Origin of the sequence: Kribbella albertanoniae (genome assembly GCF_004348455.1) — a bacterium.
In the GTDB taxonomy this organism is placed as follows: Bacteria; Actinomycetota; Actinomycetes; order Propionibacteriales; family Kribbellaceae; genus Kribbella; species Kribbella albertanoniae.
Map to the genome: position 1 here is coordinate 1 of NZ_SMKA01000247.1, position 14,401 is coordinate 14,401.

The 14,401-nt window shown below is 67.5% G+C and carries 9 protein-coding genes; 7 read left to right on the forward strand and 2 right to left on the reverse strand.

What is annotated here, in order from left to right:
* On the reverse strand, window positions 1–464 hold a 464-nt coding region (locus E1261_RS35340; RefSeq protein ID WP_132414082.1), incomplete at its 3' end, for a DJ-1/PfpI family protein.
* 13 nt (window positions 465–477) lie between these two features.
* Window positions 478–3,306, reverse strand: coding sequence for a glycosyl hydrolase family 95 catalytic domain-containing protein (locus E1261_RS35345; RefSeq protein ID WP_202875311.1), 2,829 nt, complete (start codon window positions 3,304–3,306; stop codon window positions 478–480).
* Window positions 3,307–3,623: 317 nt separating this feature from the next.
* Between E1261_RS35345 and E1261_RS35350 the strand changes: the two genes are divergently transcribed.
* Genes E1261_RS35350 through E1261_RS35380 form a run of 7 tightly spaced genes read left to right on the forward strand, consistent with a single transcriptional unit; the run spans window position 3,624 to window position 13,844 of the window.
* Window positions 3,624–4,958, forward strand: coding sequence for an extracellular catalytic domain type 1 short-chain-length polyhydroxyalkanoate depolymerase (locus tag E1261_RS35350; RefSeq protein ID WP_132414084.1), 1,335 nt, complete (start codon window positions 3,624–3,626; stop codon window positions 4,956–4,958).
* The gene (locus E1261_RS35355; protein WP_202875313.1) at window positions 4,955–6,439 is read left to right on the forward strand and encodes a sugar ABC transporter ATP-binding protein; all 1,485 of its coding nucleotides are present in this window, start codon (window positions 4,955–4,957) and stop codon (window positions 6,437–6,439) included. Before E1261_RS35350 ends, E1261_RS35355 begins: the two co-directional genes overlap by 4 nt.
* On the forward strand, window positions 6,439–7,410 hold the full coding sequence (locus E1261_RS35360; protein WP_132414085.1) for an ABC transporter permease: 972 nt from the start codon (window positions 6,439–6,441) through the stop codon (window positions 7,408–7,410). The genes E1261_RS35355 and E1261_RS35360 overlap by 1 nt, the downstream gene beginning before the upstream one ends.
* Window positions 7,407–8,411: an ABC transporter permease gene (locus E1261_RS35365; RefSeq protein ID WP_132414086.1), complete on the forward strand. Its 1,005-nt coding sequence runs from the start codon at window positions 7,407–7,409 to the stop codon at window positions 8,409–8,411. The genes E1261_RS35360 and E1261_RS35365 overlap by 4 nt, the downstream gene beginning before the upstream one ends.
* Window positions 8,347–9,507 carry a substrate-binding domain-containing protein gene (locus E1261_RS35370; protein WP_132414087.1) on the forward strand — a complete coding sequence of 387 codons (1,161 nt, stop codon included), beginning with the start codon at window positions 8,347–8,349 and terminating at the stop codon, window positions 9,505–9,507. The genes E1261_RS35365 and E1261_RS35370 overlap by 65 nt, the downstream gene beginning before the upstream one ends.
* Window positions 9,508–9,512: 5 nt before the next feature.
* The gene (locus E1261_RS35375; RefSeq protein ID WP_132414088.1) at window positions 9,513–10,355 is read left to right on the forward strand and encodes a sugar phosphate isomerase/epimerase family protein; all 843 of its coding nucleotides are present in this window, start codon (window positions 9,513–9,515) and stop codon (window positions 10,353–10,355) included.
* A gap of 30 nt (window positions 10,356–10,385) precedes the next feature.
* Window positions 10,386–13,844: a ThuA domain-containing protein gene (locus E1261_RS35380; protein ID WP_132414089.1), complete on the forward strand. Its 3,459-nt coding sequence runs from the start codon at window positions 10,386–10,388 to the stop codon at window positions 13,842–13,844.
* Window positions 13,845–14,401 lie beyond the last annotated feature (557 nt).

Here is a 14,401-nt window from a genome sequence, read left to right on the forward strand (position 1 = left end):
ACGTCGGGGGCGTCTGCGTAGGTGGCGCCGGCTTGTTCCATGTCGGGGCGGAGGGGTGGGTAGGAGGCTGTGGTGCGGTCGCGGAGGAGGCCTAGAGCGGCTGGGACCTGGGGGCCGTGGCAGATGGTGCCGACCGGGAGTTCCCGGTGGAAGAAGGAGTGGACTATGCGGGCCACGTCGGGGGCGGTCCGGATGTACTCCGGTGCTCGGCCGCCCGGGATGACGAGGGCGTCGTAGTCGTCGGGGTCCACGTCGGCGAAGGAGAGGTCGACGGGGAGTCGGCGGCCGGGTTTTTCGGTGTAGGCGTCGCAGCCGGGTTCGAAGTCGTGGATGACGAGTTGGACCGGGCGGGTTGTCGGGGCGGTGACCGCTGCTTCGTGGCCGGCCTCGCGGAGGCGGAAGATCGGGTACATCGAGTCGAGTTCCTCGGCGGCATCGCCGAGGAGGATCAGTACTCGCGCCATAGCACTCCTTTGTCTAGATGCGTTGAAGCAGGAAGCGCTGGTTGGCGCCGCCTGTGAGCGTGTACTGCGAGACGCGGGCACCGTCGGCCGTGCCGGATGACCAGACGTCCATGGCCAGACCGCTCTGCCGGTTGACCAGGCTCACCACGCCACCGCCCTGGTCGACCAGTCGCCACTGCTGACTGGTCGCCTGGGTGTCTGGCTGCTGAGTGATGTCGGTGCCGGTGGCGTTACCGGCGACCTGGAGAACCAGACCGCTGTGCCGGGCTCGGATGCGGTAGTGGCCGCCGTCGGAAGGCAGGAAGTCGAACTGCTGGTTGAGTCCGCTGTGCAACTGCCACTGGATCAGCGTCGCACCGGCGGTGGTGGACGCGCCGTTGATGTCCGTGGCCTTGCCGCTGTGCTGAGCCACCAGGCGGTAGTACACGCCGGGCTCCACCGGACCGACCTTGGCCGCAGACACGCGGTACGTGTGGCCGGCCTGGCCGACGTACTGGATGACGTCGGGCTCGGGCTTCGTCGGCTGGACGACCTGGCCGCTCGTCTCGTCGCGCAGCTCGAACTGGCCGGTGAGGATCCGGCTGCGGACGCGAACGGTGCCAGCGCGGTCCGGGGTGACGGTGAGTTCAGTCCGGCTGCTGTTCCACGAGGCGCCGACCGTGTACCCACCACGGCCGCGGAGTCCCGCGACACTGCCGGTTGGCCAGGCAGACGGCAGTGCGGGCAGCAGGTGCAGCTCGTTGTGGTGGCTCTGCAGCAGCATCTCCGCGATACCGGCCGTCGCGCCGAAGTTGCCGTCGATCTGGAACGGCGGATGCAGGTCGAACATGTTGGGCGCGAGCCGCTCCGGCGTGACGAGGTAGCGAATCAGGTCGTAGGCCCGGCTCGCCTCTTCCATCCGTGCCCAGTAGTTGATCTTCCAGGCCAATGACCAGCCCGTCCCGGCGTCGCCGCGCAACTGCAGGGTTCGCCGGGCGGCCTCGAACAGCTGCGGCGTACCGCGCTTGGTGATCTGGTTGCTGGGATAGAGGCCGTACAGGTGCGAGACGTGCCGATGGTTCGGTTCGGTCTCCACCCAGTCGTACAGCCACTCCATGACATTGCCGCGCGATCCGACCCGCATCGGCGCCAGCCGTTGTCTGGCTGCCTGGACCTGCCCGCGGAAGTCGGCATCCACACCCAGTACGTCGGTCGCAGCGGCACAGCCGTCGAACAGATCGCGCAGGATCTGCATGTCCATCGTCGGGCCTGCGCAGATGGTCACGTTCGCGTGGTGTGTCAGTTCCGGCGAGTTCGACGGATTGGTGACCAGCCACTTCTGCGTCGGCTCTTCCACCAGCGTGTCGAGGAAGAACTGGGCAGCACCCTTCATCGCCGGATAGTTGGCCCGCAGGAACCCGACGTCGCCGGTGAATCGGTAGTGGTCCCAGATCATGGTGGCCAACCAGGCGCCACCGGCCTGCCACATCCCCCAGGCCGCACCGTCGACGACAGACGTCCCCCGCCAGGCGTCGGTGTTGTGATGCGTGACCCAGCCGCGCGCGCCGTACTGCACCTGTGCGGTCCGGGCGCCGGTCACGGTGAGGTCGCCGATCATGTCGAACACCGGCTCGTAGCACTCGGCCAGGTTGGTCGGACCGGCCGGCCAGTAGTTCATCGGCAGGTTGGCGTTGATGGTGTACTTCGAATCCCAGGCAGGCGTCAGCTGGTCGTTCCAGATGCCTTGCAGGGTTGCCGGTTGGGTCCCGGGCCTTGACGACGAGATCAGCAGGTACCGGCCGTACTGAAAGAGCAGTGCGGAGAACTGCGGATCGTTGACGGTGTTGTGCTGAGCGATCCGTACGTCGGTCGTCTGGTCAGCCGCCGGGGTGCGGCCGAGGTCGAGGTTGGTGCGCCCGTACAGCTGCTGGTAGTCGGCCACATGCCGAGCGAGCAACGTGCTGTACGGCGTGATCTGGGCGGCGGCGAGATGTCGCCGAGCGATGCCCTGGTAGTCGCCGGAGACGTTGCGGTAGTCCACGTAACTGGTGCCGATCGAGATCAACAGCGTCACGCTGTTCGCGTTGGTGACCCGCAGCGTGCCGCCCGAACTGGTGGTGGTCCCGCCCTCGGCGACCGCCTTGGCCAGCACCAGGAACCGGACCGCTCCAGCGATCCCCCGCTGATCGCCGGAGCGGCCGTCCAGCGCGATCGTCGTACTGTCCGGGCTGGACGGCGTCGCTCGCTGCGGCGTGCTGAACGCGGCCGAGAACGTGATCGTCCCGGGCGTCTCGGCGGTCAGGCGGATGGCGATCACCTGGTCCGGAGCGCTGGCGATCACCTCGCGCCGGTACCGGACGTTGTTGGCCACGTAGGTCACCGACGTGGTCGCGGTGGCGAGGTCGAGCCGCCGCTGGTAGCCGGATACGCCACTCGTGCCGGGCAACGTGAGCCGGAGATCGCCGACGGTTTGGTAGGCCAGCTGGCCGGACGGGTTGCCGAGCATCGTCTGGTTGGCGAGGTCCTGGGCCGCGCCCCACTGGTTCGCGAACACCAGCCGCCGGATCTCCGCCAGTGCGCCCGCGCCCCGGGGGTTGCTGTAGTCGTGCGGGCCGCCGGCCCACACCGTGTCTTCGTTGAGCTGCAGTCGTTCGGTGTCGGTGTTGCCGAACACCATGGCACCGAGCCTGCCGTTGCCGATCGGCAACGCGCGAAGCCAGTCCGAACCGGCCGATTCGTCGTACCAGAGCGAGAGGTCGTCGACCGCCGCGATCTCCCCGGCCGCGGCCGTCGGCCACTGACCAGGGACCAGTACGGCGCCTGCGCCGGCCGCGCCGGCCAGCAGCACCTGACGTCGAGTCACATCCGGCATCTCAACCCCCAGGGTCGGTAAACATCATATGTATGTGTAGGGGATACCGAACGATCCGTCCAGAGCGAGGCGACCTAAGCGCTTAAGAGCGGGTCCGACACTCCCTCCTAACCGCATTCATCACATGTCTGCCGTACGATCGCCGGTCGCCGCCGCCCGACATCAGTCAGTCACAGGCTCTTGACTCTCCGCGCATTTCTGGCTCTTATGTGTGACCTAAGGCACGCCATTCGGGGCACTCCGTCGCTCCCGGCGTGAAATAAGTCCGATACATGCTGCCCACTTCGCCGCCCCCGAAGGATCTGGTCATGCACAAGAGGAACCGCTCTGCGATCGCACGCTGCCTCGGAGTCGCCGTACTCCTGCTGGCCGCACTCCTGCATCAGGCCACGCCCGCCTCGGCGGCAGCTCTTGCCGAGGTGACGAACTTCGGTTCCAACCCGAGCAACCTGCGGATGCACGTGTACGTGCCGGACCAGAGGCCGGCCAAACCGGCGATCCTCATGGCCGTCCACTACTGCGGCGGTTCCGGCCCGGCGTTCTACGGCGGGAGCGACTTCGCCCGGCTGGCAGACCAGTACGGGTTCATCGTCATCTACCCGAGCGCCACTCGCAGCGGCAACTGCTTCGACGTCTACACAGAGCAGGCGTTGCGCCGTGGCGGTGGCAGCGACCCGGTGGGGATCAAGTCGATGGTCGACTGGGTGGTGGCCAACCGGGCCGGCGATCCGAACCGGGTGTTCGTCACCGGCGCGTCCTCCGGGGCGATGATGACCAACGTCCTGCTGGCCAACTACCCCGATGTGTTCAAGGCAGGCGCGGCATTCAGCGGCGTACCGGCCACCTGCTTCGCCACTACACCGCCGAACACCTGGAACGGCGCCTGTGCCGGCGGCAACGTCATCAAGACCGCACAGCAGTGGGGTGATCTGGCCCGCGCCGCGTACCCCGGCTACACCGGACCACGCCCCCGCATGCAGCTGTGGCACGGCACCACGGACGACGTCCTGCGCTATCCCAACTTCGGCGAAGCCATCAAGCAGTGGACCAATGTGCACGGCCTGACGCAGACCCCGGCGTACACCGACAGTCCGCAGCCCAACTGGACGCGCACCCGGTACGGCGGCACCGGGGTCACCGCACCGGTCGAGGGCATCAGCCTGCAGGGCGTCGGGCACAGCCTGCCGATGCCCGGCATGGCAGCCATGGCCATCGCCTTCTTTGGCCTGAGCCCCGACGTACCGTCGTCCCCCACCGGCCCGGTGCGCGCAGTGTCCGCGAACAGATGCCTGGACGTCGCAGGCGCCACCACGACACCGGGAACGCAGCTGCAGATCTGGGACTGCCATGGCGGTTCCAACCAGACCTGGACCCGCACTGCGTCGGGCCAGCTGACCGTCTACAGCGGCAGCAACCTGCGCTGCGTGACTGCGCAGAACAACCAGACCAGCAACGGCACGCCAGTGGTGATCTCGCAGTGCACCGACGGCGCCAACCAGCGCTGGCAGTTCAACACCAACGGCAGCATCACCGGCGTGCAGTCGGGACTCTGCCTGGACGTCAACAGCGCTGCGACCGCTAACGGCAGCAAGGTCCAACTGTGGAGTTGCCACGGCGGTGGCAACCAGCAGTGGGCCCTGTGAACGACGTACTGGTCCGGCTGGAAGGTGTCACCAAGAGCTTTCTCGGCGTACCGGTCCTTCGCGGCATCGACCTCGAACTGCGCGCCGGCGAGGTGCACGCCCTCGTCGGTGAGAACGGCGCGGGCAAGTCGACGCTGCTCAAGGTGCTGGCCGGGGCGCACCGGCCCGACGCGGGGCGGATCCTGGTGGGCGACCGGGAGGTCTCGTTCGCCGCGCCGCGAGACGCCCAGGCCGCGGGGATCGCGATCATCCACCAGGAGTTCAACCTGCTTCCGCATCGCACGGTCGCCGAGAACGTGTACCTAGGCCGGGAACCGGTACGACGCGGTCAAGTCGACCGCCGAGCGATGACGGCCGGGACCCAGCGGCTGCTGGAGTGGATGGGCGAGGACGGCATCGAACCGGACGCGGAGGTGGCCCGGCTCCCGGTCGCGCGGCGGCAGGTCGTGGAGATCGTGAAGGCGTTGTCCGCCGACGCCAAGGTGCTCGCGATGGACGAGCCCACGGCCGCGCTGGCCGGCAGCGAGGTCGACCGTCTCTGCGATCTGGTACGGCGGCTGCGGGAGCGCGGGATCGCGATTCTGTACGTGTCCCACCGGCTGCGTGAGGTGTTCGAGCTCAGCCAGCGGATCACCGTGCTCAAGGACGGGGCCTTCGTCAGCTGCTCCCCGACCGAGGACCTCTCCCCAGGTGAACTCGTCCGGCAGATGGTGGGACGCCCATTGGGGACGCTCTACCCCGCCCGTGACTCGGATCCGGGGGAAGTACGGCTCGCGCTCCGCGGTGCGGGGAACGGGCGGCTCCGCGACCTGAGCTTCGACGTACGGGCCGGAGAGATCGTCGGCCTGGCAGGCTTGCAGGGATCGGGCCGGTCGGCGGTCGCCCGCGCGATCTGGGGTGTGGAACCGTTCACCTCCGGAGTCGTCGAGCTCGACGGCGAACCCACGACCATCACCGGACCACGATCCGCCGTCCGCAACGGCATCGGATATGTCACCGAAGACCGTCAAGGTGACGGGCTGGCGCTGCGCCAGTCCGTGCGGGACAACGCCTTGCTGGTACGGCGCGCGGCCCTGCGCGGAGCGGCGGCGCGACGCGACTCCGATCTCGGCTCACTGCTGGAGTCCGTGGCCGTCGTGGCGCGCGGGCCGGACCAGGAGGTGCGGTACCTGTCCGGCGGCAACCAGCAGAAGGTTGTCCTAGGCAAGTGGTTGGCCGTGTCGCCGCGGATCCTGATCGTGGACGAGCCCACCCGCGGCATCGACGTCGGCGCGAAACAGACCGTGTACCGGCTACTGCGCAAGCTGGCCGCCGACGGCCTGGCGATCCTGATGATCGCCTCGGAACTCCCCGAACTGCTCGGCATGAGTGACCGGATCCTCGTCCTGCACAACGGCGCCATCGCCGGTGAACTGCCCGCCGGTACGTCGGAGGAAGCCGTGATGGGACTGGCGACCGGTCACGGGCTCGGGGAGGTCTAGTGACCCTCGTACGGCGAAGGCTCACGATCACCCCGACCGTCACGGTGTACCTGGCGCTGGCGGCGTTGCTGGTGATCGGCAGCATCCTGGTGGGTGCCAATGGAGGCGTGCTGCTGGACCAGAGCGGCATCCTCAACATCCTCACCCGCAGCACGTTGCTCGGGCTGGTCGCGATCGGGCAGACGATGGTCATCGTCACCGGGTCCCTCGACCTGTCCGTGGCCTACCTGGCCGGCCTGTGTTCACTGGTGACTGCCGAGACCATGGCAGGCCGCACCTCGATGATGGTCCCGGGCGTCCTGCTCGCCCTCGCCGTCGCGGCCGTCGTCGGACTGATCAACGGCCTCGTCATCACCGTCCTGAAGGCGAACGCGTTCATCGCCACCCTCGGCGTGGCGCTGATCCTGCGTGGATACCTCGAACACAACTACACCGGCCCTGCGGGCAGCGTGCCGCGCGCGTTCCAGCATCTCGGGTACGACCGGATCGGTCCGGTCCCGGTGTCGGCGTTGCTGGTGCTGCTGATCGGCACAGCCGTCTGGTGGTTCTCACGACGCACCCGCACCGGCTACCACCTGTACGCCGTCGGTGGGGACACCGAGGTTGCCCGACTGTCCGGCGTACGGACATCACGCACCATCGTCACGGCCCACGTGCTGTGCGCGTCGATGGCCGGGCTGGCGGGAGTGCTCCTGGCTGCCCGCCTCGGTTCCGGCGCACCCTATGCCGGTACGGACGCCGGGTACGACCTGGAGTCCATCGCGGCCGCGGTGCTGGGCGGCGCGGTGTTGACCGGTGGCCGTGGCGGCGTGGTCGGCACGATCGGCGGCGTACTGATTCTGGCCACGTTGGACACCGTCTTCGACGATCTCGCGGTCGACCCGTTCCTCAAGGACGTCGTCCGTGGTGTCGTCCTGGTGGCCGCCGTGGCACTGTACGCCCGGCACCGACTGTCCCGGAGGTCGTCGTGAACTGGCGGCCCCGTCTCGCCGACGGCACCGCTCCGGTCCTGATCGTGCTGGTGGTGCTGCTGGTGACGCTGGCATTCGTCGGGCCGACATTCTCCGAGCCGGCCGGGTACCTGGCATTGCTCAAACGCGCCGCCCCGCTGGTGATTCTCGCGGTTGGCCAGTACTTCGTGATCGTCTCGGGCGGCTTCGACCTATCTGTCGGGTCACTGGTCACCGCGGCAGTGGTGATCGCGGCCCGGCTGAGCGACGGTGCCGATGCCAACACCGGGTGGGTGATCGCGCTCCTGCTCGGGTTCGGATTGCTGGTCGGCCTGGTGAACGGGCTGATCACCACCCGGCTCCTGGTGCCGTCGTTCATCGTCACGCTGGGCATGTTGCTCGTGCTGGACGGTGCCGTGTTCCTGTGGACCGACGGTGCACCGCGCGGAGCGTTGGCACCGTCGTTCCGGGTGTTCGGCCGTGGCGGCTTCGGGCAGGTGCCGTGGTCGGTGCTCATCCTGCTCGGCGTCGTAGTGGCCGCCGCCTGGTTCATGCGCAGCGGCACCGGCCGGACGCTGGTGGCCTTGGGGGACAACGAGAATGCCGTCCGGCTCGCCGGCGGAGCAGTGCACCGGCTGCGCGTGCTGGCGTTCGTCCTGTCCGGACTGCTCGCCGCGCTGGCAGCCATCCTGCTCGCCGGGTTCGCCGGGGTCTCCGCACAGGTCGGCCAGGGCCTCGAGTTCCGCGCCATCACCGCCGTCGTGCTGGGCGGCGTCGTACTGGGCGGCGGCCGTGGGTCAGTTGTGGCCGCAGCGGCCGGAGCGCTGTCGCTGGAAGCCCTCTTCACTCTGCTGAACCTGATCGGCGTCTCGGGTGCGCTCGAGTCCGCTGTCCAGGGAGTCATCCTCATCGCCGCGGTCGCCGCTGCCGCCCACGGCAAACAGCTAAGGAGAACTCATGAACAGGAAGTGGTCCGTCCCGGCCGTGGCGGCGCTGCTCGCGCTGACGGGGTGCACCAGTGATCTGCCCAACGCCGAGCCGGCTGCCGCTGACAAGACTGACAAGACGTCCGAGTTCTTCAACCAGGCCGAATACGACCGGCAGCTGAAGTTCCGCACCGCGACGCCAGTCGGGCCGGACGGCAAGCCGTGGGAACAGATGCTCGACCCCGAGCTGGCCGACACGGCGAAGTATGCGAAGCCCGGTGGCAAACACCACCTGTGCTTCTCCAACGCCGCGGTGAACAACCCGTGGCGGCAGGTGGGCTGGAAGACCATGCAGCAGGAAGTGAAGCTGCACCCGGAGATCACCAAGTTCACCGTGCTGGACGCGGAAGGCAAGGACGACAAGCAGATCAGCGATCTCCAGTCGCTCGCAGGGCGGGGCTGTAGTGCGCTGATCGTCTCGCCGAACACCACGGCGACGCTGACCCCGGCGGTCGAGGCCGCCTGTGCGACCGGCGTACCCGTCATCGTCTTCGACCGGGGCGTGCAGACCAAGTGCCCGGTGACGTACATCCATCCGATCGGTGGGTTCGCGTTCGGCGCGGACGGGGCCGAGTTCCTCAAGGAGAAGGTGCCGGCCGGCGGCAAGGTGCTGGCGTTGCGCATCCTGCCGGGAGTGGACGTGCTGGAACAACGATGGGCCGCGGCGGACAAGATCTTCGCGGGCAGCGGGGTGAAGGTAGTGGGCGTCGAGTTCACCGGCGGGGACGCCGCGAAGACCAAGAGCATCGTCAGCGACTACCTCCAGCGCGAAGGCAAGATCGACGGCGTCTGGATGGATGCCGGTGCGACTGCCGTCGCGGCGGTGGAGGCGTTCCAGGACGCCGGCGTACCGGTCCCGCCGTTCGTCGGTGAGGACCAGCAGGACTTCCTGCGCACGTGGGCAGCCGACAAGCTGACCGCGGTCGCTCCCACGTACCCGACGTACCAGTGGCGTACGCCGGTGATCGCCGCGCTCCGAATCTTGGAAGGGCAGCAGGTTCCGAAGGAGTGGGTGCTGCCCCAGCCGAAGATCACCCAGGTGCAGGACTACGTCGAACAGGACATGCCGCCACTCCACTACGCCATGTGCGGCTGTGAGTCGATGCCGGGATATCCCGGTCCCTGGCGGTAGACGACATGTGGGAGATCGGCGTCAGCACTTGGGTCTGGACGTCACCACTGACCGATGACGGGCTCGCCCTGCTCGCGCCGAAGGTGCGCGACTGGGGTTTCGACGTCATCGAACTGCCCGTGGAGCAACCAGGCGACTGGGATCCACACCGTGCGGCTGACCTGCTGGCGTCGCTGGGCCTGAAAGCCACCGTCTGCATAGTGATGGCACCCGGCCGGGAGTTGGTCGACGCGGACACCGTCGCGGAGACACAGGACTATCTGCGACACGTGGTCGACGTGGCTGCGACGGTGGGCAGTCCGGTGGCGGCAGGCCCGGCGTACAGCTCGGTCGGCCGCACGTGGCGCATTGCGGACCGCCCGAAGGTGTACGCCGAGCTGCGCGAGAACCTGGCCCCAGTGGTCGACTACGCGGCTGCGCACAACGTCCGGCTCGCTGTCGAACCGCTGAACCGGTACGAAACCAGCTTGCTCAACACCGTCGAGCAAGCCCTGGAGGCCCTGGACGGTCTGCCCGCCTGCGGTCTGGCACTGGACACCTACCACCTCAACATCGAGGAATCCGCGCCGGCCGAGGCCATCCGGGCTGCGGGTGCACGCATCGCGCACGTCCAGGTGTGCGCCAACGACCGCGGTGCGCCCGGCAACGACCATCTGGACTGGCCCGCGTTGCTGGGTGCACTGGCCGAGGCCGGCTACCGCGGTCCGCTCTGCATCGAGTCGTTCACGCCGGACAACGCCGCGATCGCGACCGCCGCCTCGATCTGGCGCCCGCTCGCCGCCTCCCCCGATGCCCTCGCCACCGAGGGACTCGCGTTTCTGCGCGGCGTGACCGCGTCGATCCGTTAGTTGTTCCACCCGCCCCAAAGGAGTTCGGTCATGAGATCCAGATCCGCCCGTCTGCTCTCGATCATCGGCGTTCTGCTGTTGCTGATCGGGATACCCATGCCAGTCGCGCAGGCGCATCCCGAAGGCCTGCACGTGCTGGTGTTCAGCAAGACCGCCGCCGGCGCGTACCGGCACGATTCGATCCCGGCCGGGATCACGATGCTGGACCAGCTCGCCGTACAGAACGCGTGGGAGGTGACCAAGAGCGAGGACTCGACGGTCTTCAACGACGCGACCCTCGCCACCTTCGACGTGATCGTGATGCTGCAGACCTCGGGCATGGTGTGGGACAACGACGCCCAGCGCGCGGCGATGCAGAAGTACGTACGCGCCGGCGGTGGCGTGGTCGCGATCCACAACGCGACGGACATGAACATCGAGCAGCAGTTTCCCTGGTGGGACCAGATGCTCGGGATGACGATGACCCAGCACTCGGCCACAGTGCCCGGTACGGCGAAGGTTGCCGACCGCAAGCATCCGTCCGGTACGGCGCTGCCGGACCGCTGGACGCGCACCGAGGAGTGGTACAACTTCAACCGGTCCGCCCGCGGGGATGTGCACGTCCTGGCCACCGCGGACGAGACGACGTACGACGCCGGTCCGAACAAGATGGGTGCCGATCACCCCATCTCCTGGTGCCGCAACTACGAGGGCGGCCGGGTGTGGGCGACCGCGATGGGCCACCAGGCGTCGAGCTACTCGGAACCCTTGTTCCGCGAGCACATCAAGGGCGGCGTGGAATCGGCCGGTGGCAAGGTCGCGTCGGACTGTGGCCCCACGGTGTGGAGCAGCTTCGAGAAGGTCGCGCTGGACGACAACACCGTCGGGCCGGCCGCGCTCGATGTGGCCAAGGACGGTCGGGTGTTCTACGCCGAGTACGGCGGCAAGGTGAAGATCTTCAAACCGTCGACGCGGACCACCGTCACCGCGGCCACGCTCAACGCGTACACCGGCGGCGAGGACGGATTGACCGGCCTCGCGCTGGACCCGAACTTCGCCACGACCAAGTGGATTTACCTGATGTACTCACCCGCTGGTGGGTCCGAGCACATCGCCCGCGTGTCCCGGTTCACCGTGAACGGCGACGCGCTCGACCTGGCCAGTGAGCAGGTGATCATGAAGGTGCCGTCGTCACGTGCGGCTCCCGAGCCCGGCCATACCGGCGGCTACATCACGTTCGGGCCGAACGGCAACCTCTACATCGGCTCCGGCGACGACATCGAGCCGTTCCGTTCCGACGGCTACGCGCCGATCGACGAGCGGCCGGGCTGGGCGAACAACGACGCACAGGGCACCGCGGCCAACACCAATGACCTGCGGGGCAAGATTCTGCGCATCCATCCCGAATCCAACGGGACCTACACGATCCCGGCGGGCAACCTGTTCGCCCCCGGTACGGCGCGGACCAAGCCCGAGATCTACGCGATGGGCTTCCGGAACCCGTTCCGGTTCTCTGTGCACCCCACGAACGGAACGATCTACGCGGCCGACTACGGTCCGGACGCGGCCGGTGACAACGCCAACCGTGGTCCGGGCGCGATCGTCGAGTGGAACGTCATCACGTCCCCGGGGTACTACGGCTGGCCGTACTGCGTCGGCGACAACATCCCGTTCAACGACTTCAACTTCGCCACCCGGCAGTCCGGCCCGAAGTTCAACTGCACCAGCCCGGTCAACGACTCGCCGAACAACACCGGGCTGACTCAGTTGCCGACGGCCCGTAAGGCGGACGTCTGGTACGGCAATGGCGCGAACGGGTTCAAGTTCCCCGAGCTGGGCGACGGCGGCGAGGCGCCGATGGCGTTCCCGATCTACCAGTACGACGCAGCCAACCCGTCGCCGACGAAGTTCCCGGCGTACTTCGACCAGACGCCGTTCTTCGGCGAATGGGCCCGCAACCGGCTGTGGGAGTTCCGGCTCGGCCAGGACGGCAAGCTGCTGAAGATCAACAACTTCCTGCCGAACCTGGGTTTCAAGTCGCCGATGGACGCCAAGTTCGGCCCGGACGGCGCGATGTACCTGCTGGAATGGGGAACCGGGTACGGCCGGGACAACCCGGACTCAGGGCTCTACCGCATCGATTACCAGAGCGGTGACCGAAGTCCGATCGCGACGGCCACCGGTACGCCGGCCTCGGGTGCATCGCCGCTGACGGTGAAGTTCTCGAGCGCGGGGTCGAGGGATCCCGAAGGCGGCCCGGTGACGTATCGCTGGGAATTCGGTGACGGCACCACGTCGACCGAAGCGAACCCCACGCACATCTACACCGCGCGGGGGCAGTTCAACGCCAAGCTCACCGTCACCGACACGACCGGCAACACCGGCGTCGCGAACGTGATCGTGACCTCGGGCAACACCGCGCCAACGGTCAACCTCAGCATCCCCGACGGCGGCATGTTCGACTGGGGCGGCACGATTCCGTACACGGTGACCGTGACCGATCCGGAAGACGGCACAATCGACTGCACCAAGGTCAGTACGACGCCTGCTCTGGGACACGACCAGCACTCACATGACCTCAGTCCGATCCCGGGCTGCTCCGGCACGCTCAATCCACAGACCGACAGCGCGCACGCGGCGGCGAACGTGTTGTACGTCGCCGATTCGAAGTACACCGACAAGGGCGCGACCGGCGTGCCGGCGTTGACTGGTAGCAAGAAGGTCGTGCTGCAGCCGAAGCAGAAGCAAGCCGAGTTCTTCACCGGCTCGTCCGGGGTGCGGGTCATCGCGCAGTCCGGTGCCCAATCGGGCGCGCGGGTCGGTGACATCAGCAACAACGACTGGATCTCGTTCACGCCGTACAACTTCACCGGCATCAACCAGGTGTCGGTCCGGTTGTCCTCGCCGTCCGGTGGTGGCACGGTCGAACTGCGCACGGGTTCGCCGACAGGTTCGCTGATTGCTTCGGTTCCGGTGCAGAGCACCGGCGGCTGGGACAACTACGTGAACATGCCTGCTGCGAACATCACCAACCCCGGTGGCAGCACGGAACTGTTCGTGGTCTTCAAGACAACCGCAGCCAACTCGTACGACGTCGACTCGCTGACGTTCACCGGTCCTGGCGTCGGTACTCCGGGTGCCGGCGGCGGCCAGCTCACCGGCATCGGCGGCAAGTGTGCGGATGTGAACGGCGCCAGCTCCACCGACGGCGCGAGGATCCAGCTGTGGACCTGTAACAACGGCGCCAACCAGCAGTGGACGGTCAGCGGCAGCACGCTCCGCACACTCGGCAAGTGCATGACGGTCAACGGCAGCACGGACGGCGCCGCCGTACAACTGTGGACCTGCAACGGAGCTGCCGGACAGAACTGGTCCGTGCAATCCGACGGCACCATCCGCAACGGCACCAAGTGCCTCGACGCGAATGGAGCCAGCACCGCCGACGGGACACCGTTGGTCCTCTGGACCTGCACCGGCGGCACCAACCAGAAGTGGGCCCTCTCCTCATGACGAACGCCGGGGACCGAGCAAGCTGCCCGGTCCCCGGCTCCCCCTAAGGCCGTTAACTAACGGCGCTCCTCACGAGCTGGTACGACGTTGTGCACGCGTCAACCACGCGCGCGGCCCGAATGTGGTTGAGGGGTGCCCAAGGTGAGCCGGCCGCGCGACCTTGAGCACGGTTCAACCACGCGGCGGGGTGCCAGCTGGTTGATGGGTGCTCAAGGTGGACGCGCGGCCGACGATCTCGGGTCCCCGGAGGATATTGGCGCGTTAGATGTTAAAAAATCGGCGGATCGGCCCGAAATATCACCGTCTAACGCAAGACCGCGGGCATCACGCACCTGAGCCACAGCCCGTCAGCCCGTCAGCCAACGTGAAGCCGTGGTCGCCGGGCCGCGCCATCCATCTCAGCCAACTGCTTGGCCCGCCTCACGCTTTCACCCGGCCGCCGTTGGCGGGGCTGTGCTTGCTGCCCGGAAAACGAGGGGATCTCCCCTGAGGTTGCCGGTTCTCCCCTCAAAATCTGAACGGAGAAGGGTCAACTTCAACGGATACCCCCTCAAATT